The following is an 18,885-nucleotide window of genomic DNA, read 5'->3' on the forward strand; positions in this document are numbered from 1 at the left end:
AGATACCAAGGGGAGTAACTGTGGGGGCAGACAACAAGATGCCGGGCACGTCCGTCGCGGAGGGTCACGCCACCCAGAAGCCGGGCCGGGAGTCCAGCATCAAGGAGGGGCACCTGCCCGTCTCCGAGCTGATCGCCGACCGCCCGGCCGCGCCGTCGCCGTTCGGTGACGACCAGGAGTTCCCGCTGCCGGTGGACCAGCTGACGTACACCCCCACCACCACGCCGTGACCCCGGCGGTCGGATTCGACCTGGACATGACCCTGATCGACTCCCGGCCGGGGATCCGCGAGGCCTACCGGGCCCTGACGGCCAAGACCGGCGTGTGGGTCGACGCCGACCTGGCCGTGAGCCGGCTGGGCCCACCGCTGCGCACCGAGATGAGCCAGTGGTTCCCGCCCGCGGAAGTCGAGGAAGCGGTCACCACGTACCGGGCCCTGTACCCGGACTACGCGATCACGCCGACGATCCCGACCCCGGGAGCGGTCGATGCGCTGACCGCCGTACGGGATCAAGGTTTTCGTGTGGTGGTTGTCACGTCCAAGCTGGGCCGGCTCGCCGCCCTGCACCTGGCGCACCTGGGCCTGCAAGCCGACGAACTCGCCGGCGACCTGTTCGCCGAGGGCAAAGCTGCGGCTCTCACGGCCCACGGCGTCAAGTGGTACGTGGGCGACCACGTCGGAGACATGGTGGCGGCCCGGACGGCCGGAGTTCCGGGCATCGGCGTGGCCACCGGCCCATGCAGCGCGGACGAGCTCAAAGAGGCCGGCGCGGCACACGTGCTGTCCGACTTGACCACCTTCCCGGCGCTGCTGCGAAAGATAACGGTTGGGCCCGGCACAGGCGCTGGATAACCTTGCCGTGAGCAATCGAGTCCAATGAGTGAAGTCGAGGTCAGCGGTGCCCACGGGTCGAGTGAAGTGGTACGACGCGGCGAAGGGTTTCGGGTTCGTCACCAGTGACGAGGGCGGGGACGTGTTCCTGCCCAAGGGCGCCCTGCCCACCGGGACCGAGGACCTGAAAGCGGGTCAGCGGCTGGAATTCGGTGTGGTGGACAGCCGCAAGGGCGCCCAGGCGATGGGCGTCAAGGTGCTGGACGCGCCGCCGTCGATGGCCCAGCTGCGCCGCCGGCCCGCCGACGAGCTGCACGGCATGGTCGAAGACATGATCAAGGTGATCGAGGCGAAGATCCAGCCTGATCTGCGGCGGGGGAAGTACCCGGACAAGCGGACGGCTGAGAAGGTCGCGCAGCTTGTGCATGCGGTGGCTCGGGAGCTGGAGATCTAGGGTTTTTGAGCGGGCGTTTGCCGGGCCGGGCTTTTGCTCGGCCCGGCTTTTGCTTGTGCCGGTTTGCTCGGGTCTGGGCTGCCGCTTGGTCTGGGCTGCCGCTCGGTCTGGGCTGCCCATTGGGCCGGGCGAGCGGCAGGCCTTGTGTCCGCTTGACCGCCGGCCTAACCGGCCAGCGGTTTGACCGCCGGCCTAACCGGCCAGCGGTTTGACCGCCGGCCTAGCCGGCCAGCGGCTTGACCGCCGGAGTGATGCCCGCCGCGGCCGCCCGCCCGAGCAGAGCGTCGGCCGCGGCGAACCCTTGCTGCCCCAGGTCGAGCGTGAACTCGTTGACATAGAGCCCGATGTGCTGCTGCACGACCTCCGGCTCCATCTCCTGCGCATTGCTCAGCACAAACTCGCGGCTCGCGTCGGGATTGGCCCAGGCCATGCTGACCGACTTGCGGATCCACTCCGCCGCCTCGGCCGGATCCACGGCACCCTTGCGGGCCAGGATCGCACCCAGCGGAATCGGCAGGCCGGTGTCGCCCTCCCACCACTCGCCGAGGTCGACCAGCGCGGTCAGCCCGTGCCGCGGGTAGGTGAAACGCGCCTCGTGGATCACCAGGCCGGCGTCGAACCGGCCCTCGGCGACCCCGGGCATGATCTGGTGGAACGGCACGACCTCGATGCGCGCGGGCGGGTGCTTCTCCGACCAGAGGCGGAACAACAGGTACGCCGTCGTGCGGTCACCGGGCACAGCGACCGTCGCGCCGGACAGGTCGCCGTCAGCGAACCGGCCGTCGCCGCGGGTCAGCACCAGCGGGCCACAACCCCGTCCCAGCGCACCGCCGCAGGGCAGCAGGTCGTAGTCGTCGAGCAGCCACGGCAGCGCCGCGAAGCTGACCTTGACCAGGTCGAACGCGCCGCGCTCGGCTGCGGTGTTCGTGACGTCCACGTCGGCGAAGGTCAACTCCACCGGCTCGGCGCCAGGGATCAGACCGTGCACAAGCGCATGGAAGACGAACGTGTCGTTGGGACAAGGCGAAACCGCCAGAGAAAGCGCCACGCCCCTCACGGTAACGACGCCGGACCCCCGACACCCGCAACGAACGGTGTCTGCATTGCCACACGTAGTTTCGCCCACACCACCGTGCCCCGGCCGTTTTCCACAGAGTTATCCACAGGCTGCGGCGGCGGCCTCGGTGAGCGCGGAGAATGCTTCCCGGAGGCGCCAGGCAGCCCGATCTCTTGGGCCGATGGGATTGGAGATGGTGCGTAGCTCAATGAACGGGACACCGGCGAGCTGCGCGGCGCAGGCGACGCCGTAACCCTCCATGGCCTCGGCCACAGCTAGTGGGTGACGGGCCTGCAAGGTGGCGGCGGTCTGGTTGGTGCCGGTCACGGTGGCGAGGGTGAGGATGTCGCCGACGATGGCGGTCGGTAGGGCGGTGGTCAGGGCCTTGAGCAGGGTCGGGTCGGCTTCGAGGAGGTTGCTGCCGAAGCCGAGCTGATCGACCGGGAGGAAGCCGTCCGGGGATTCCGCGCCCAGGTCGGCGGCGATCGTCCGGGCACCGAGGACGGTCGCTCCGACGGCGGCACGGCCGGGGAAACCACCGGCGATGCCGGCGCTGATGACGGCGCGGTACGGGGTGCCGGCGGCCTCGGCCAGGGTGAGTAGGCGGGTTGTACCGGCGGCAGCGGCGGCCGGGCCGACGCCTACGGGGGCGACGACGACCGTGTCGGGGTCGGCGCCGGATGTGTCGACGCCGGCTTGGACCGCTGCGGCCTCCGCTTCCACCGCGGTGACGATGAGCAAGCGACCCAGCAGCGCGGGCTGGCTTGGCTTTGCTAGCTGGATTGGCTGGCCGGGTTGGCTTGACTCGCCGGGCTGGCTCGACTCGCCGGGCTGGTTTGGCTGGGCGGATCGGCCAGGCTGGCCGGGCTGGCTTGACGGGCTGGTTCGGCCTGGCTGCGCGGGTCGGTGTGGCTGGGCAGATCGGCTTGCTTGGGCGGGCTGGGTTGGCTGGCCGGCCTGATGTGGTTGGGCGGCGGGAGTTGGTTGGCCGGGCTGGGCGGGTCGGCTTGGCTGGGCCGGTCGGTCTGGCGTCACGGGTTGGGCTCGTCGCGGGAGCCGTTGCCGTTCGTGGCCGATGAGGGCCGGTAGATGTGGAAGCCGGGCGGTGCCAGGTCGTCCTTGGGCTCGTCCGGGCTGCCTTCCCCGCCAACTCCCTTGCCGCGGTGGGACCCGGCTCCGAGGGTGGACCCTGTCTTATCCACGGAACCCGGTCGGCTCGGCACAGTCCGGCCTGCGCCCGTCCCTGCCCCTGGTCCGGACGGCGAGGAGGGGGAGGAAGGCGAGGAGGGCGTGACCGCCGCCCCCTTCCGAGAACCGGATCGCGAGAAGAGGCGACGCTTGGCCGGGCCCGCTTCTGCCTTCCCGTCGCCGGACTGGCCACCAGCCGCCCGTTGGGAGGTGGATCGGCTGAATGCCGCCGCAGCCGACGACTCCGCAGCCGACGACTCCGCCGCCGCCGAAGCGGCGGAACCCGAGCCCGCCGACGTGGCCGAACCAGGGCTGGCCGACGCGGCGGAACCCGAGCCCGCCGACGCGGCGGAACCCGGGCCGGCCGGCGCAGCGGAACCCGGGCCGGCCGGCGCAGCGGAACCCGGGCCGGCCGGCGTGGCCGAACCCTGGCCAGAAGCTGGTCGACCCCGCACCCCTGAGCCCCCCGCCGTCCGCCCGGTCGAAGCCCCAGCCGGAGCCGGCGAGGTCGGAATCACCTCAGCCGGCGAACCACCCTCAACCCCCGGCTCCTCCATCGCCACATCCGGCCGCCCGTGCAGCCGCTCCTTGTGCAGGCGCCCGGCCACGATCGTCCCGCGTACCGCTGCCACGACCGCAAATGCCGCCATGACCGACACGCCCAGCCGGCCGTTCAGCGGGATGATGCCGACCGCGCCGCCCACCACCCAGGCGATCATCAGCACCGTCTCGGAGTGCGCGAAGGCGCTCGCCCGCAGCCGTTCCGGGACGCGTTCCTGGATGCTCGCGTCGACCGTCAGCTTGGAGATGCCGCTGAAGATCGAGGCCACCAGGGACAGCAGCGCCACCATCGGCAGTGTGAAGAAGATCGCTGTGAGGACGGCCACTCCGGCCGTGATCGTCAGGCCGCTCGACTGAAGAGCCGTCGGGCGGCGGATGCGGAGGCGGGTGCCGACCGCTGTCGCCAGGAACGTGCCGACCGCCAGTGAGCCGCCGACCAGGGCCACCGCGCCTTGGCTGCCGATGTCGCGGCCGAAGAACGTTGTGCCCAGCGAGCCTGCTTTGACCGCGAAGGCGAAGTAGAGCAGCAGGAAGCCGTACAGGCATCTGAAGCTTGCGCTGCCGATCAGCGTGGCGATCACCAGCTTGCCCGACAGCGGGCGGTCCTCGCCGCGGCGCAGCCGCAGCATCGTGCGGAACGGCCTGGGCACCGCCTCGGGCGGGTCGGAGTCGGCGCGTGGGGGCAGGCGCAGGGAGATCACCACGCCGACCAGGAAGATCAGGAACGCGACCCGTAGCGGCCACTGCGGACCGAACCAGAACGCGGCCAGCCCGATCGGTGCGACCACCGCCCCCGCGAAGGTGCCGTAGACACTCGCTCGGGCGCCCACCTGGGACAGACCGATGTCCTTGGGCAGGAGCCGGGGCACGGCGGCCGAGCGGGCCACCCCGTACGCGCGGGACAGCGCCAGCACGCCGAACGCCGCCGGGTACAGGCCCCAGCCCAACAGGTTGTCCGAGATCACGTACGCCAGGAACGCCCGGCCCAGCATCGTCACTGCCAGGGCGTACCGGCGGCCGTGCCGGAAATGGTCCAGCAGCGGGCCCACCACCGGGGCCAGCAGGGCGAACGGCACCATCGTGATCAGCAGATAGAGCGCCACCTTGCTGCGGGCCTCGCCCAGCGGCACGTTGAAGAAGATCGTGCCGGCCAGGCCGATCGCGATGAGCGTGTCGCCCGCACAGGAGACGGCGTGCAGGTCGAAGAGCCGGACCATGCCGACCTCGTTGGCCGCTCCGCGGGCCCGGGCGTCGCCGACCCGGCGGGTGGCCCAGGCGCTGCCGCGCAGGGATCCCCGCACCAGCATCCGCAGGGCCTTGACGCCGGTGCCGACGGTGCGTCCGATGGTAGGAAGCAGCGGCATCGCCCCATCCTGTCGCATCGAGGCGACTTCCGTCCCCTCCCGGACGCGGAGATCTGGGGGAGTCGCTGCGTCGGCCGTCCGCGAGTAGGGGACAATGAAGACGTGACGACCAGGACCTCAGTGCGTGCTGCCCGACTCGACCAGGTCTGTGCCGATGCTGTCGGGGTTGCGCGGGGTGCCATCACCGAAGTGGAGCCGAGTGACATCGGTGACCATCTCGAGGCGGTGGCCGAGGGCGACCGGGTCGTGACCCACTTCTTCGAGAGCCACCTGGCCGGATACAAGGGCTGGCGCTGGGCCGTCACCGTGACCCGGGTGCCGCGCTCGCGGCACGTCACCGTCTGCGAGACCGTGCTGCTGCCCGGCCCCGAGGCGATGCTCGCCCCGGCCTGGGTGCCGTGGAACGAGCGGGTGCAGGCCGGCGACCTGGGCATTGGCGACCTCATGCCGACCGCGCCGGACGACGAGCGGCTCGCCCCCGGGTACGTGCTGAGCGACGACCCGGCCGTCGAGGAGGTCTCCTGGGAGCTCGGCCTGGGCCGCTCCCGCGTGATGTCCCGCGAGGGCCGGATCGAGACCGCTCAGCGCTGGTACGACGGCGACGCCGGCCCCGAGGCACCCATCTCCACCGCCGCCCCGCGCAACGCCCGCTGCGGCACCTGCGGCTTCTACCTGCCGCTGGCCGGTTCGCTGCGCCGCATGTTCGGCGTGTGCGGCAACCTGTACGCCCCCGACGACGCCAAGGCGGTCAGCGCCGACCACGGCTGCGGCGCCCACTCCGAGGCGCTGCTCGGCGCGACGGAGCAGCCGGTCGAGGAGCTGCCGACCGTCTACGACGACAGCGAGGTCGAGGCCGTCGCGGTCAGTCGTGCACCCGGCTCGGTCGAGGCCGGCGAGCCCGCAGAGCCGTACGGCCACAGCTAGGCCGTTTCGGTCACCTTGAACTCGGGGTGCGACAGCGCGCGCCGGCGCTTGCGGTTGGCGTCGTGGCGCAGCATGGTCAGCAGGCCCGGGATGCCGCACAGCACGCCGGCCAGGCACGTCCACAGCCAGCTCTCCGGCGCGCCGGCCAGCAGCAGGATCACTCCCGCCACGGTGAAGGCGGCGATGCCGGCCAGGGCGAACGGGACCATCGGCGGATCCAGCGGCTCGGGGCGCGGCTTGGTGCCCGTCACCGCGTCGAGGCCGTGCGGGTGTTCGTGTGCGGGGGACAGGTCGGCCACGACCATCAGACTACGGCCGCGGAGATCCTTCGTGTGCCCTCGTGACAGTTGTAACAGTTCCTGACTTTTGCCGAGGTCAGCGTTCTGATTTGATGCGCCCATCGACCCCTGTAGGTCCTGTGGAGAGGCGCGAATGTCCACTGCTGCTGCCGAGACGGATGCTGGCTCGTCCGGGCGTACCCCGAAGAACGGTTTTGATCGATTTTTTGAGATCTCGGCCCGCGGCTCGACCGTCGGCCGGGAGGTTCGCGGTGGTTTCGCCACCTTCTTCACGATGGCCTACATCGTGGTGCTCAACCCGCTGATCCTGGCGGCGGGCGTGGACGCGGTGGGCGGCAAGCTGCCCGTCGCGGCCCTGGCGGCCGGTACGGCACTCGTCGCCGGCGTGATGACGATCCTGATGGGCGTCGTGGCGCGTTTCCCGCTGGCGCTGGCGGCCGGCCTCGGCGTGAACGCCCTTGTGGCGTACGAGATCGCGCCCGAGATGACCTGGGCCGATGCGATGGGCCTGGTCTTCATCGAGGGTGTGATCATCGCCGTCCTGGTGCTGACCGGGCTGCGTACCGCGGTCTTCCGGGCCGTGCCCACCCAGCTGAAGACGGCCATCGGCGTCGGCATCGGCCTGTTCCTCATGATCATCGGCCTGGTCGACGCGGGCTTCGTGCGGCGCATCCCGGACGCCGCCGGCACCACCGTCCCGGTCGAGCTCGGCCTCGGCGGCAAGCTGGCGACCTGGCCGCTGTTCGTCTTCTGCGTCGGCCTGCTGATCACGCTGGTGCTCTTCGTCCGCAAGGTCAAGGGCGCGATCCTGATCGGCATCCTGGTCACCACGGTGCTGGCGATCATCGTGGAGGCGATCGCCAAGGTCGGCCCGTCGTTCGTCGACGGCAAGCCCAACCCGAGCGGCTGGTCGCTGAACGTGCCCGCGCTGCCGGACAAGATCGTGGACACGCCCGACCTGTCGCTGCTGGGCAAGTTCAACGTCTTCGACTCGTGGGGCCGGGCCGGCTGGCTGGTCGTGCTGATGTTCATCTTCACCCTGCTGATCACCGACTTCTTCGACACCATGGGCACGATGGTCGCGGTCGGCCAGGAGGGTGGCCTGCTGGACGAGGAGGGCATGCCCCCGCGTACGCGGGAGATCCTGCTCGTCGACTCGGTCGCCGCGGCGGCCGGTGGCGCGGCCAGTGTGTCGAGCAACACCTCGTTCATCGAGAGCGCGTCCGGTGTCGCCGAGGGCGCTCGCACGGGCGTGGCCAACCTGGTCACCGGCGTGCTGTTCCTGCTGGCCATGTTCCTGGCCCCGCTGGTCACGGTGGTGCCGTTCGAGGCGGCGTCGACGGCGCTGGTGGTGGTCGGCTTCCTGATGATGATGGCGGTCCGGCAGATCGACTGGACGGACTACGAGATCGCCATCCCGGCGTTCCTGGCGATCACGCTGATGCCGTTCACGTACTCGATCTCCAACGGCATCGGCGCCGGCGTCATCTCCTTCGTCGTGATCAAGGTGGCGGTCGGCAAGGCCCGGGAGGTCCACCCCCTGCTGTACGGCGTCGCGGTGCTCTTCGTCCTGTACTTCCTGCGTGGTCCGCTGGAGTCGGTGCTGCTCTGAGATCGCGGGTCACCGGGTGCGCTAGCGTGCCCGGTGACCACGGTCATAGCCGTTGGCATGTCGTTAGCCAAGCTCATTAGCTAAGCTAAGAAACGTGATGGAGCGGTCGGTGGCGGAGCGGGTTACAGCCGAGCAACTGGCCATTTCGCTGCGCGAAGCGATCATGCGGCTCAACCGGCGGTTGCGGCAGGCCCGCGCGGTCGGCGACCTCACGTTCAGCCAGCTCTCGGCGCTGACCAGCCTGCAACTGGCCGGCGCGCTGACCCCACGGGAGCTGGCCGACGTCGAGCGGGTGCAGCCACCGACGATGACCAAGATCGTCGGCAAGCTGGAGGAGCGCGGGCTGGTCGCCCGGACGCCGCACCCGACCGACCGCCGCCAGGTGATCCTGGCGGCGACCGAGGAAGGCCGGGCCGTCTACGCCCAGTTCGAGAAGGCGCGCAACGAGTGGCTGGCCCTGCAGCTGGCCGAGCTCACCGAGGACGAACGCGACACGCTGGAGCGGGCCGCGCAGATCCTGCGGCAGGTCGCCCGCAACTGAGCGAGCGCACCCGCAGCCTCCGTCACACCGCGATGACGCGTACGGCTGATGAGGAGGCGCAACCCGAGTGCGGGCAGTGCTGAGCACGACATTCCGGTCCCTGCAGGTCCGAAACTACCGGCTGTTCTCGACCGGGCAGCTGGTCAAGCTCGTCGGCGTGTGGATGATGTTCACCGCGCAGGACTGGCTGGTGCTCAACCTCTCGAACAACTCGCCCGGCGCCCTCGGCATAGTGACCGCCCTGCAGTTCCTGCCCGTCCTGCTGCTGACCCTGTGGGCCGGCAAGCTCGCCGACCGCTTCGACAAGCGCAAGCTCCTGATCAGCGCAAACGCCGCCTTCGCGGTCACCGCGATCCTCTTCGCGATCCTGGTGGCCAGCGGCGTCGTGGTGCTCTGGCACGTGTTCCTGTTCGCGTCCCTGCTCGGCGTCGCGAACGCGATCGAAACCCCGGTGCGCCAGTCCTTCGTCTCGGAACTGGTCGAGCTGCCGTTGCTGCCGAACGCCCTCGCCCTGTCGGCCGCGACGTTCAACACCGCCCGCATCGGCGGCCCGGCGCTGGCCGGCGTGGCTCTGGCCCTGCTGGACACCGGCCCGGTCTTCCTGATCGCGACCGCCCTCGCCGTCGCGCCGATCTTCAGCTACCTGGCCATGCGCCCGCAGGACCTGTACCGCTCCATGACCCGCCCGTCCGCGGACGACACCCGCATCGCCGACGGCCTGCGCTACGTGTGGAAGCGGCACGACCTGCTGCTCCCGATCGCCCTGATGGCCGCGGTCGGCATGATCGGCTTCAACTTCCCGGTCACCCTGGCCGCCCTGGCCAAAATCAACTTCCACGCCGGCCCGTCATCCTTCGGCCTGCTGACCACGGCCCTGGCGGTGGGCGCGCTCGGCGGCGCGCTGGCGGGCAGCGGCCGCCGCAGCCGGCCCGGGGTGTACGTCGTCCTGGGCGCGGCGCTGGCGTTCGCGGTCTTCGAGGTGGCGGTCGGCTTCGCCCCCAACTTCATCGTGGCGATGATCCTGCTGGTGCCGACCGGATTCTTCTCGATCTACCTGGCTCAGGCGGCCAACCACCGGGTCCAGATGGGCCTGCACTCGGCCTACCGCGGCCGGGTGATGGCCCTGTACGTGCTGGTCTTCCTGGGCACGACCCCGATCGGCGCGTCGCTGGCGGGGTGGTGGGGTGAGCACTTCGGCGTCCCGTCGAGCATCTGGGTGGCTGGGGTGTTCTGCCTGGTCGCGGCGGTCGCGGCGCTGGTCTGGCAGCTCCGCACCAGTGGGGACCGGCTGTCGCTGCACGGTGGCTCCCGGCCGGGGCTGACGCTGGTCCGGACGACGCCGGACGAGAACGAGGAGATCGACGAGCCGGAGCAGCAGCCGGCGCAGGCACCGGTCGAGCCGGCCCGCACGGTCGCCGCCTGAGATCAGCGGGCTGCTTCGCAACTTCCGGTGTGGGCGGCTGCTTCGGTGGTGGCCAGCGCGGGGTCCTCGGCGCGGATTGCGGCGAGCAGGCGGGTGTGGTCCATGTACTCCTCCGGGCTCAGCCGGGCGCCGAAGTGGTCCCGGAGAGAGTCGCGGATCACCTGGCCCAGGTCGGCGTACAGCTCCATCAGGACCTCGTTGTGCGAGGCCGCGACCACCGCCTGGTGGAATGCCGTGTCGGCGTCGACGAAGGCGTCGCGGTCGCCGGACGCCCAGGCCTGTTCGCGCTGGGCCAGCAGGTCGTCGAGCCGGAGCAGGTCCTCGTCGGTGCGGCGCCGCGCCGCGAAGCCGGCTGCCGCGGCCTCCAGCGTGCCGCGCAGCTCGGTGATGTCTGCCGGGTTCGCGGCCGCGAAGCGGCGCTGCATGACTCCGGCCAGTTCGCTGGTGGCGATCACCCAGGTGCCCGAGCCCTGCCGGATGTCGAGCAGGCCGTTGTGGGCGAGCGCGCGGACAGCCTCGCGAACGGTGTTGCGCGCGACGCCGAGCTGAGCCACCAGCTCCGGTTCCGTCGGGATGCGGGAGCCGACCGGCCAGGCACCCGAGGTGATCTGCATCCGCAGCCGCGCGATCACCTGATCGGAGAGAGCTGTGCCACGCGACACTGGACTCAGATTCATCCCATGATTCTATGATGGGTCCATGACGAGCACCAGCACCGAGCCGCGTACCGGCGTGAAGATCCGTCCGCTCGCGGTCGTCGGGCTGGTGCTGGTGGCCATCAACCTGCGTCCTGCCGTGACCAGTCTCGGGCCGGTGCTCGAGGAAGTGCGGGCAAGTCTCGGCATGAGCGCGGCCGTGGCCGGCCTGCTCACGTCGGTCCCGGCGGTTTGTTTTGCGCTGGTCGGTTCGACTGCGCCGCTGCTGGCCCGGCGATGGGGGACCGGCGGGGTGATCGCGCTCGGCACCACGGCGCTGGCGCTCGGCCTGGCGGTGCGGCCCTTTGCCGGGGGCACTGGCTCGTTCCTCGCGCTGACCGCGTTGGCGCTGGCCGGCATCGCGCTGGCCAATGTCCTGCTTCCGGTGGTGGTCAAGCAGCGGTTCCCGGACCGGGTGGGTGCGATGACCGGGCTGTACTCGGTCGCGCTCAACCTGGGCGCATCCACTGCGGCGGCGGTCACGGTTCCGCTGACCGCCGGGGTTTTCGGCGGCGACTGGCGGCTCGGGCTGGGAGTTTGGGCCGTGATTGCGGCAGCGGCGCTGCCGGCCTGGATCCTGCTCGCCCGCGACCGCACCCCGAGCCAGCCCGCGCCGAGCCGACTCACACCGGGCGAGACTGCGCCGGGCCGGCGCGCGCCGGGCCTGCCGACGGCCGCCCTGTTGACGCCGGGCGAGACCGCGTCGAGCGGCACCGTGGCGGACCACACCAGGTCAGACCTGAACGCGCCGGATCGGGCCAGGCCAGGTCAGGCCGTGCCGGATCCGACCGCGCCGGGGTCGATCGCGCCGGTGGGAGGCGGTGGCGCGGGGACCCTGCAACTGCGGCGGCAGCCGATCGCGTGGGCGCTCGCCGTCTACTTCGGGCTGCAGTCGACCGTCGCGTACGTGATCATGGGTTGGTTGCCGCAGATCTTCCGGGATGCCGGGCTCTCCGCGCGTACCGCTGGTCTGCTTTTCGCCGTCACCGCCCTGCTCGGCGTACCGCTGTCTTTTGTTCTTTCCGCCCTCGCCGGCCGCCTGCCCCGGCAGAGCGGTGTCGCGGTCCTCATCGGGCTCTTCGGCATCGCCGGTTACGCCGGCCTGTGGTTCGATCCGGCCGCCGCCCCCTGGCTGTGGGTTGTCCTGCTGGGCGTGGCCAACTGCTCGTTCCCGCTGGTCCTCACCATGATCGCGCTGCGGGGCCGGGATGCCGCCACCGTTTCGCGGCTGTCCGCTTTCGCGCAGAGCACCGGTTATCTGCTGTCCGTTCCCGGGCCCATCGTGGTCGGGGTGCTCTACGACCACACCGGCAGCTGGCGGATTCCGCTGGCCCTGCTGACGTTTCTCATGGTGCCGCAGATGATCGCCGGGGTGCTGGCCGGCCGGGACCGGCAGATCGGCTGAGGACAAACCTGTGGATATGTATGGCAGACCGGGTCATCCGAACGGCCCTCTCCGTTTCCTCAACGGCTGCCTTAGCGTCAGACCGTGGCAATCACGCACATAGCTGTGCTCGCGACGGCGCTGCTCGCGCTGCTGTGCCTGCCGTGTGCCGTCGCGGTCGTCGTCTGCGCCGACGAGTTGGTCGCCCGTCGTTTCTGGAGCCGGGGCGGGCGGCGGGATGTTCGCGCCCTGCGGTGTCTGGAGCGGGAGCTTTCCGTCGCGGAGCTGGAGCTGCGGCCGCCTGATTTTGAGCCGAGCATCGACGAGCTGGTCGCCGAGCTTCGCCGGCTCGACAGGCAGCGGCGCAGTTCGCCCACCATCGACTCGGTCGCCTGGCTCACGGCGGTGCTGCGGGCCTACGACCAGCGGCTCGCCATGGCCAGCCGGTCCCTCGGGCTCACCGAGCATCTCGCCCAGCTCGACGGGATGGACCGCGAGATCGAACGGGTCCGGGTGGAGGGGCTGCTGCACGCCGCGGGTCTGCGGTTGCGCGCCGCCTGACCGTTTAGAGTCGCAGCGTGCGGCTCTTTGTGGCGATCTATCCACCCGGGAACGTGTGCCGGGACCTGCGCCATCGCCTGACCGGCGGCGGTGCCCGGCCGGTGCGGCTCACACCGATCGAGCGCTGGCACATCACATTGGCATTCCTCGGTGAGGTCGCGGAGGAACGGCTGCCCGAGGTGGAGCGGGCGCTCGACGGGGTCACCGTGCCCCGGGGCGTCGAGCTGCGGCTGCGCGGCGGTGGGCGTTTCGGTAAAGGCAGGTCGACCGTGCTGTGGGCCGGCGTCGAGGGGGACCTGGCGGCGCTGCACCGGGACGTCTCGGGACGGCTCGGGCTGGTGGAGCGGGAGTTCACGCCGCATCTCACGGTCGCGTACAAGGATGATCCGGTGGTCAGGCTGACCCTCGACGGTTACGCCGGGCCGTCGTGGCCGCTGCATGAGATAGCCCTCGTCCACAGTGTTCCGGGCGAGGGCTACGTCACGCTGAAGAGCTGGTGATCAGGAGCTTTCGCGGGCCGCCGGGCCGCCGCCGAACAGGACGTCGTCCCAGCTCGGCAGGCGCTTGCGGGGCTTCGCCGTCTCCTCGGAGTCGGTCGAGTCGCCGCCCTGGGACTGGCCCACCGTGCGGCGGGGGCGCAGGACCGCGAGGCTCGGCACCGCCGGAACCTCCTTGGGCAGGTCGGCGTCGTCGTCGAACGCGGAACCGGCGCCGCCACCCAGCAGGGCCGCCGCGCCACCGGCGACCGGCCGACGCGACTCCTGCGCGGCCGGCTCGAGGCCGCGGCCCGAGCCCTGGCCACCGAGCGGACGGTCCAGCGAGGCCAGCAAGGCGTCGCGACCGGCCCGGATCGGGTCGCGGGTCTGCCGGGGCGCGTCGGACGCGGCGGGCAGGCCCCGGCCACCGCGGGCCGGCTCGTTGATCCGCGACGGGCCCGGCAGGCCGTGGCCGCCGCGCTCGTGCGGGGTGCGCTCCGGCACCGGCTCCTGGCCCAGGATCTGGGTCGGGCGCTCGGCGCACAGGTATTGCGCCATGTCGTCGTGCGGGGCCACCACCTGGCGACCCTTGTCGAGATCCCACATCGCCTGGGCGGTCGCCTTGCCGGACGGCCACGTGGCGACGATGCGCCAGGTGCCGTCCTCGCGGCGGAACGCGTCCCAGGAGATCTTCTCGGTGTCGATGCCGTGCTGGGCGAGCCGGCTGTCCACGACCTCGGCCAGCGGGGCACCGGAGTCGGAAGTCTTGAGGCGGGTGCGGCGCGCGTGCTGGGCCAGCATGGCCCGCTCCTGCAGCACCGGGCCCGCGTAGCGCAGGACACGATCGACCGGGACTCCGGCCACCCGGGCGACGTCCTCGGCGGACTCGCCGGAGCGGATCCGGGCCTGGATGTCGCGGGGGGACAGGGACGCCATCACCTCGGCGTTCGCCACCGCCACGGCCGTGCCGACCGGGTGCGGGGTGCCGTCGGCCTGCAGCGCACCGCTGATCCGGTCGTCGATCGGGAGTGCCAGGAGCCTGCCGACCTCGTCGGCGAGCACCAGGGCCTGACCATCTTCGGAGAGGGCCACGAAGCGTACCGGCCGCATGCGTTGCCTCCGTCCCGTGCTCGCCGCTGTCTGGCCTGTGCTCCCGAGAGTCAGCCACCCGGGCGCGTTTCGGAACACGGTACGCGCCCCGGTCACTCGATGGGGGTATGCCACGCCGTCAAAGTCATTGACCTGCAGAGATGATCTTCAACGATCTCGGACGGCGATAAGGCGTTGCGACCGGCGCCGGGCAGGCCTACAAAGACGGCATGACCGTCGAGTTGCGCCCGATCACCGCGGAGAACTTCCAGACCGTCATCAAGCTGGAGGTACGCCCGGAGCAGGCGGACTTCGTGGCGCCCAACGTCCGGGGCATCGCCGAGACCCACATCTACCCGGACGCCGAGCCCCGGGCGGTGTACTCCGGCGACGAGGTGGTCGGCTTCGTGCTGTTCCACCCGGTCGACAAGGACAAGCCCGCCGAGGGGCACAGCATCGTGCGCCTGATGATCGCCCACCAGTTCCAGGGCCGTGGGTTGGGTCGTGCGGCGCTCGAGGCCGCCGTGGCGTGGATCCACCGCGAGCGCGGCGTGGACCGGGTCCGCCTGAGTGTCGTGCCGTCCAACGAGAGCGCCCGCAAGCTCTACCGCTCCGCCGGCTTCGTCGAGACCGGTGAGCTGGACGACGGCGAACTCGTCATGGTCCGTTCGAGCTAGCCGTTCGCCGCGCGGCGGCCGGCGTACTCCGTGGTGCGGTGGGCCGGGTACTGGATCAGGTTGTCCGGTTCCTCCTCCACCGTGCTGGCCCAGCGGCGGGCCGGCTCCAGCGGGTCCTCGTCGTACATGAGCCGGCCGCGGAACTGCCGACCGTAGTCGAGCATGCCGTCGATCAGCCGGTCCACGTCGCGGGTCGGTCGCACCACCAGGCGCATGAACTGGCTGGTCATGCCCAGCTTGTTGCCGCACTCGCGGGTGTAGACGCCGTGGTTGGCGACCAGGTAATCGCGTAGTGCCACGCCGGACCACTCGGTCGGCAGCTTGACCAGGATGAAGTTGCCCTGCGACGGGAAGACGGTCAGCCCGGGGATGCGGGCCAGCTCGACGGCCATCGCGCGGCGGTCGCGGCTGAGCAGGCGCAGGCTGTCCTCGTACTCGTCCTGGTGGTCCTCGATCATGTAGACGACCTTCTCGGCCAGCGAGTTCAGGTTCCACTTGGGCAGCACCTTGGCGATCTTGCCGGCGATCGCCGGGTTGGCCATCATGTAGCCGAAGCGGATGCCGTGCAGGCCGAAGTTCTTGCCGAGGCTCTTCAGCACGACGGTGTTCGGCCGGATCACCGCGTCCGGCCCGACCGAGGGGTACTGCTCGGCGTCGGAGAAGTCGATGAACGACTCGTCGATGACCACCAGGTCGAGGTCGCCGAGCGCGTCCATGAAGCGGATGACGTCGCGGCGGGCCAGGTAACAGCCGTCCGGGTTGTTGACGTTGCAGACGACCGCCACCCGGGAGCCGCGGTCGCGGATGAACCGTACGTAATCTTCCAGGTTGAGCCGGAAGCCGTCGCGTTCCTGCAGCGGGAACATGTCGACCCGCTTGCCGGTCTCCAGTGGCTGGTCGGTCCACCGGCCGAACGTCGGGATCGGGATCGCGACGCTCTCCTTGATCAGGAGGTGGTCGATCCAGGTGATCAGCTCGGTGGACCCGTTGGCCATCGCCACGGTCTGCGGGTGCAGGCCCAGCACGCTGGCCAGCTTGTTGGTGATGCTGGCCGAGTCGCTCGGGTAGTACTTCAGGATGTTCTTCAGGTCGCGGGAGAGCTCGTCGAACATCTCCGGGGTGGGGAAGTACGGATTGCACGGGATGCAGAAGTCCACGATCTCGGCGCCGTCGTTCATGCTACGAGAGAGATCGAAATAAGAGGCGCTGTGTGCACCCTTGTGCAGGATCGAGGTATCGATACCCGTCCGTGCCATCCGTGCCTCCCGAGTCCGGCGACATTGCCGCCCGTCAGTACGGGCGACGCCGCGGGATCGTTCAGGACTTATGGATGACGTAATCGATGCAGCGGGTGAGCGCCTCGACGTCGGCCGGGTCCACGGTCGGGTACAGCGCGATGCGCAGCTGGTTGCGGCCCAGCTTGCGGTACGGCTCCGTGTCCACGATGCCGTTGGCCCGGAGCACCTTGGCGAGCTGCGCCGCGTCCACACCGTCGGCGAAGTCGATCGTGGCCACCGCGTGGGACCGCAGCGCCGGGTCGGTGACGAACGGGCTGGCCACCTCCGAGCGGTCCGCCCAGCCGTAGATCGCCGCCGCACTCTCGGCGCTGCGCTTGGCCGCCCACCCGAGGCCGCCCTGCGCGTTCATCCAGTCGACCTGCTCGGCAGCCAGGAAGACGGTGGCCAGCGCCGGGGTGTTGTAGGTCTGCTCCAGCCGGGACTGCTCGATCGCCGTGACCAGGTCCAGGAACTGCGGGATGTAGCGGCCCGACTCCTTGATCTCGTGGGCGCGGGCGATGGCGGCCGGTGACATCAGGGCGATCCACAGGCCGCCGTCCGAGCCGAACGCCTTCTGCGGGGCCAGGTAATACACGTCTGTCTGGGTCAGGTCGACGTCGATGCTGCCGCCGCCCGAGGTAGCGTCGGTCAGGATCAGCGCGCCCGGGTCGGCGCCGGCCACCCGCTGCACCGGCACCGCCACGCCGGTGGATGTCTCGTTCTGCACGCTGGCGTAGGTGTCCACCCCGGCCTCGGCGGTCAGGTAGGCCGCGCTGCCGGCGGGTGCCTTGTGCACGGTCGGCTCGGCCAGGAACGGCGCGTCGCGGACCGCCTTGGCGAACTTGGCGCCGAACTCGCCGAACTCGGCGAACTGGGCCTTGTCGCGGATCAGCCCGAACGCCGCCGTCTCCCAGAAGGCGCTGGTGCCACCGTTGGAGATGATCACTTCGTAGCCGTCGGGGGCGGAGAAGAACTCGGCGATGCCGGCACGCAGCCGGGCCACCTGGTCCTTGACCGTGCGCTGGCGGTGCGACGTGCCCAGGTAGCTGGTGGCCACCCGGGCCAGCGCGGCGACGCCCTCCGGACGGACCTTGCTCGGCCCGGAGCCGAACCGCCCGTCGACGGGCTTGAGGTCGTCGGGAATCCGGATCGGGTCAGCCACGGGGGGTCCTTCCAGAGGGTCAGTCAGCCGTTACAGATTATGCGGCACCGCGTCCCAGCCCTCGACGTCCTGGGGCTTGCGCGGCTCCGGTCCCACGTAGAGGGCGCTGGGGCGCACGATCCGGCCCAGCCTCTTCTGCTCCAGGATGTGGGCGCTCCAGCCCGCCACCCGGGCGCAAGTGAACATCGAGGTGAACATGTGCGACGGGACCTCGGCGAAGTCCAGCACGACCGCGGACCAGAACTCGACGTTGGTGGCCAGCACCCGGTCGGGCTTGCGGGCGTGCAGCTCGGCCAGGGCCGCCTTTTCCAGGGCCTCGGCGACCTCGAAGCGGGGCGCGCCCAGCTCCTTGGCCGTGCGCCGCAGCACGCGGGCGCGGGGGTCCTCGGCGCGGTAGACACGGTGGCCGAAGCCCATCAGCCGCTCGCCGCGGTCGAGCACGCCCTTGACGTAACCCTCCGCGTCGCCGCTGCGCTCGACGGCCTCGATCATGTGCAGCACCCGGGACGGGGCGCCGCCGTGCAGCGGGCCGGAGAGCGCGCCGATGCCGGAGGAGATGCAGGCCGCGGCGTCCGCGCCGGTAGAGGCGACGATCCGGGCCGTGAAGGTGGAGGCGTTCAGGCCGTGCTCGGCCGCCGAGATGAAATACGCGTCGACCGCCTTGACGTGCCGGGGATCGGGCTCGCCGCGCCAGCGCTTCATGAACCGCTCGACGATCGTCTGGGCCTTGTCGATGTCCTTCTGCGGCACGGCCGGCAGGCCCAGCCCGCGGGCGGCCTGGGCGACGAACGACAGCGCGGTGACCGAGACCCGGGCCAGGTCGGTGCGGACCTGCTCGTCGTCGATGTCGAGCATTTGGCCGAGCCCCCAGTACGGCGCGAGCATGGCGACCGCGGACTGCACGTCGACGCGGATGTCGCCGGAGTGCACCGGGACCGGGAACGGCTCGGCCGGCGGCAGCCCGGGACCGAAGCGCCCGTCGACCAGCAGGGCCCAGACGTTGCCGAACGAGACGTGACCGATGAGATCCTCGATGTCGACGCCCCGGTAGCGCAGCGCGCCGCCCGCCTTGTCGGGCTCGGCGATCTCCGTCTCGAAGGCGATCACGCCTTCCAGGCCCGGCTTGAAATCGGACACGATGCGCCTCCTGGGGTCCCGGCTGGACAAAGCCGTGGGTGTTTCATCTTGCCCGCTGGGTGACCGGTGGTCGACCCGCGGAAATGTGCTGTCGGCGACACCTATCCTCGCCGAGGGGACGGGCCCCCGTCCGGGACTTAGGTTCGATTGGTCAATCTCGGATAAGGAGAGC

Annotated in this window: 20 protein-coding genes; 11 read left to right on the forward strand and 9 right to left on the reverse strand. The window is 70.7% G+C overall.

Annotated features, from left to right (window positions below):
• Window positions 1–20: 20 nt before the first annotated feature.
• Genes ACQP2Y_RS02140 through ACQP2Y_RS02150 form a run of 3 tightly spaced genes read left to right on the forward strand, consistent with a single transcriptional unit; the run spans window position 21 to window position 1,286 of the window.
• Entirely contained in the window at window positions 21–230 is a 210-nt protein-coding gene (locus ACQP2Y_RS02140; RefSeq protein ID WP_212991315.1) for a hypothetical protein, read from the forward strand.
• 26 nt (window positions 231–256) lie between these two features.
• Window positions 257–853 carry an HAD family hydrolase gene (locus tag ACQP2Y_RS02145; protein ID WP_433731699.1) on the forward strand — a complete coding sequence of 199 codons (597 nt, stop codon included), beginning with the start codon at window positions 257–259 and terminating at the stop codon, window positions 851–853.
• 46 nt (window positions 854–899) lie between these two features.
• Entirely contained in the window at window positions 900–1,286 is a 387-nt protein-coding gene (locus ACQP2Y_RS02150; protein ID WP_433724057.1) for a cold-shock protein, read from the forward strand.
• A gap of 220 nt (window positions 1,287–1,506) precedes the next feature.
• Here ACQP2Y_RS02150 and ACQP2Y_RS02155 read toward each other — a convergent pair whose 3' ends face one another.
• The 3 genes from ACQP2Y_RS02155 to ACQP2Y_RS02165 form a co-directional block, all read right to left on the reverse strand.
• Window positions 1,507–2,334 (reverse strand): 1,4-dihydroxy-6-naphthoate synthase, encoded by an 828-nt coding sequence (locus ACQP2Y_RS02155; protein ID WP_433724059.1) that lies wholly within the window; start codon window positions 2,332–2,334, stop codon window positions 1,507–1,509.
• A 108-nt stretch (window positions 2,335–2,442) separates the two neighbouring features.
• Window positions 2,443–3,093 (reverse strand): futalosine hydrolase, encoded by a 651-nt coding sequence (locus ACQP2Y_RS02160; protein WP_433731701.1) that lies wholly within the window; start codon window positions 3,091–3,093, stop codon window positions 2,443–2,445.
• Between the two features lie 281 nt (window positions 3,094–3,374).
• Window positions 3,375–5,456: an MFS transporter gene (locus tag ACQP2Y_RS02165; protein WP_433724061.1), complete on the reverse strand. Its 2,082-nt coding sequence runs from the start codon at window positions 5,454–5,456 to the stop codon at window positions 3,375–3,377.
• Between the two features lie 51 nt (window positions 5,457–5,507).
• On the opposite strand from ACQP2Y_RS02165, the gene ACQP2Y_RS02170 reads away from it, so the two are divergent.
• Window positions 5,508–6,380, forward strand: a complete 873-nt coding sequence (locus tag ACQP2Y_RS02170; RefSeq protein WP_433731703.1) for a DUF3027 domain-containing protein — start codon at window positions 5,508–5,510, stop codon at window positions 6,378–6,380.
• Here the strand turns inward: ACQP2Y_RS02170 and ACQP2Y_RS02175 are convergent.
• Entirely contained in the window at window positions 6,377–6,589 is a 213-nt protein-coding gene (locus ACQP2Y_RS02175) for a DUF2530 domain-containing protein (protein ID WP_360551945.1), read from the reverse strand. The two genes, ACQP2Y_RS02170 and ACQP2Y_RS02175, sit on opposite strands and share 4 nt — an antisense overlap.
• A 223-nt stretch (window positions 6,590–6,812) precedes the next feature.
• Between ACQP2Y_RS02175 and ACQP2Y_RS02180 the strand changes: the two genes are divergently transcribed.
• From ACQP2Y_RS02180 to ACQP2Y_RS02190, 3 genes are all read left to right on the forward strand, one after another.
• Window positions 6,813–8,291, forward strand: a complete 1,479-nt coding sequence (locus tag ACQP2Y_RS02180) for an NCS2 family permease (protein WP_433724063.1) — start codon at window positions 6,813–6,815, stop codon at window positions 8,289–8,291.
• A 94-nt stretch (window positions 8,292–8,385) separates the two neighbouring features.
• Window positions 8,386–8,832 carry a MarR family winged helix-turn-helix transcriptional regulator gene (locus ACQP2Y_RS02185; RefSeq protein WP_360551053.1) on the forward strand — a complete coding sequence of 149 codons (447 nt, stop codon included), beginning with the start codon at window positions 8,386–8,388 and terminating at the stop codon, window positions 8,830–8,832.
• Window positions 8,833–8,899: 67 nt separating this feature from the next.
• On the forward strand, window positions 8,900–10,255 hold the full coding sequence (locus ACQP2Y_RS02190) for an MFS transporter (protein WP_433724066.1): 1,356 nt from the start codon (window positions 8,900–8,902) through the stop codon (window positions 10,253–10,255).
• Window positions 10,256–10,257: 2 nt separating this feature from the next.
• Here ACQP2Y_RS02190 and ACQP2Y_RS02195 read toward each other — a convergent pair whose 3' ends face one another.
• Window positions 10,258–10,932, reverse strand: coding sequence for a FadR/GntR family transcriptional regulator (locus ACQP2Y_RS02195; protein WP_433724068.1), 675 nt, complete (start codon window positions 10,930–10,932; stop codon window positions 10,258–10,260).
• A gap of 22 nt (window positions 10,933–10,954) precedes the next feature.
• Between ACQP2Y_RS02195 and ACQP2Y_RS02200 the strand changes: the two genes are divergently transcribed.
• From ACQP2Y_RS02200 to thpR, 3 genes are all read left to right on the forward strand, one after another.
• Window positions 10,955–12,355, forward strand: a complete 1,401-nt coding sequence (locus ACQP2Y_RS02200; RefSeq protein WP_433724070.1) for an MFS transporter — start codon at window positions 10,955–10,957, stop codon at window positions 12,353–12,355.
• Between the two features lie 84 nt (window positions 12,356–12,439).
• Window positions 12,440–12,895, forward strand: a complete 456-nt coding sequence (locus ACQP2Y_RS02205) for a hypothetical protein (protein ID WP_433724072.1) — start codon at window positions 12,440–12,442, stop codon at window positions 12,893–12,895.
• Window positions 12,896–12,912: 17 nt separating this feature from the next.
• Window positions 12,913–13,395: an RNA 2',3'-cyclic phosphodiesterase gene (gene thpR / locus ACQP2Y_RS02210; RefSeq protein ID WP_433724074.1), complete on the forward strand. Its 483-nt coding sequence runs from the start codon at window positions 12,913–12,915 to the stop codon at window positions 13,393–13,395.
• On the opposite strand, the gene sepH is transcribed toward thpR, so the two are convergent.
• Window positions 13,396–14,481 carry a septation protein SepH gene (gene sepH / locus ACQP2Y_RS02215; protein WP_433724076.1) on the reverse strand — a complete coding sequence of 362 codons (1,086 nt, stop codon included), beginning with the start codon at window positions 14,479–14,481 and terminating at the stop codon, window positions 13,396–13,398.
• Between the two features lie 209 nt (window positions 14,482–14,690).
• Here sepH and ACQP2Y_RS02220 point away from each other — a divergent pair, with 209 nt between their 5' ends.
• Window positions 14,691–15,137 carry a GNAT family N-acetyltransferase gene (locus ACQP2Y_RS02220; RefSeq protein ID WP_433724078.1) on the forward strand — a complete coding sequence of 149 codons (447 nt, stop codon included), beginning with the start codon at window positions 14,691–14,693 and terminating at the stop codon, window positions 15,135–15,137.
• Here the strand turns inward: ACQP2Y_RS02220 and ACQP2Y_RS02225 are convergent.
• The 3 genes from ACQP2Y_RS02225 to ACQP2Y_RS02235 form a co-directional block, all read right to left on the reverse strand.
• Entirely contained in the window at window positions 15,134–16,315 is a 1,182-nt protein-coding gene (locus ACQP2Y_RS02225; protein WP_433724080.1) for a pyridoxal phosphate-dependent aminotransferase, read from the reverse strand. The two genes, ACQP2Y_RS02220 and ACQP2Y_RS02225, sit on opposite strands and share 4 nt — an antisense overlap.
• Before the next feature lie 139 nt (window positions 16,316–16,454).
• Entirely contained in the window at window positions 16,455–17,576 is a 1,122-nt protein-coding gene (serC, locus tag ACQP2Y_RS02230; RefSeq protein ID WP_433724082.1) for a phosphoserine transaminase, read from the reverse strand.
• Window positions 17,577–17,606: 30 nt separating this feature from the next.
• On the reverse strand, window positions 17,607–18,713 hold the full coding sequence (locus ACQP2Y_RS02235; RefSeq protein ID WP_433724084.1) for a citrate synthase 2: 1,107 nt from the start codon (window positions 18,711–18,713) through the stop codon (window positions 17,607–17,609).
• Between the last annotated feature and the right edge of the window lie 172 nt (window positions 18,714–18,885).

It is taken from the genome of Actinoplanes sp. CA-051413 (genome assembly GCF_050955795.1).
Lineage (GTDB): Bacteria > Actinomycetota > Actinomycetes > Mycobacteriales > Micromonosporaceae > Actinoplanes.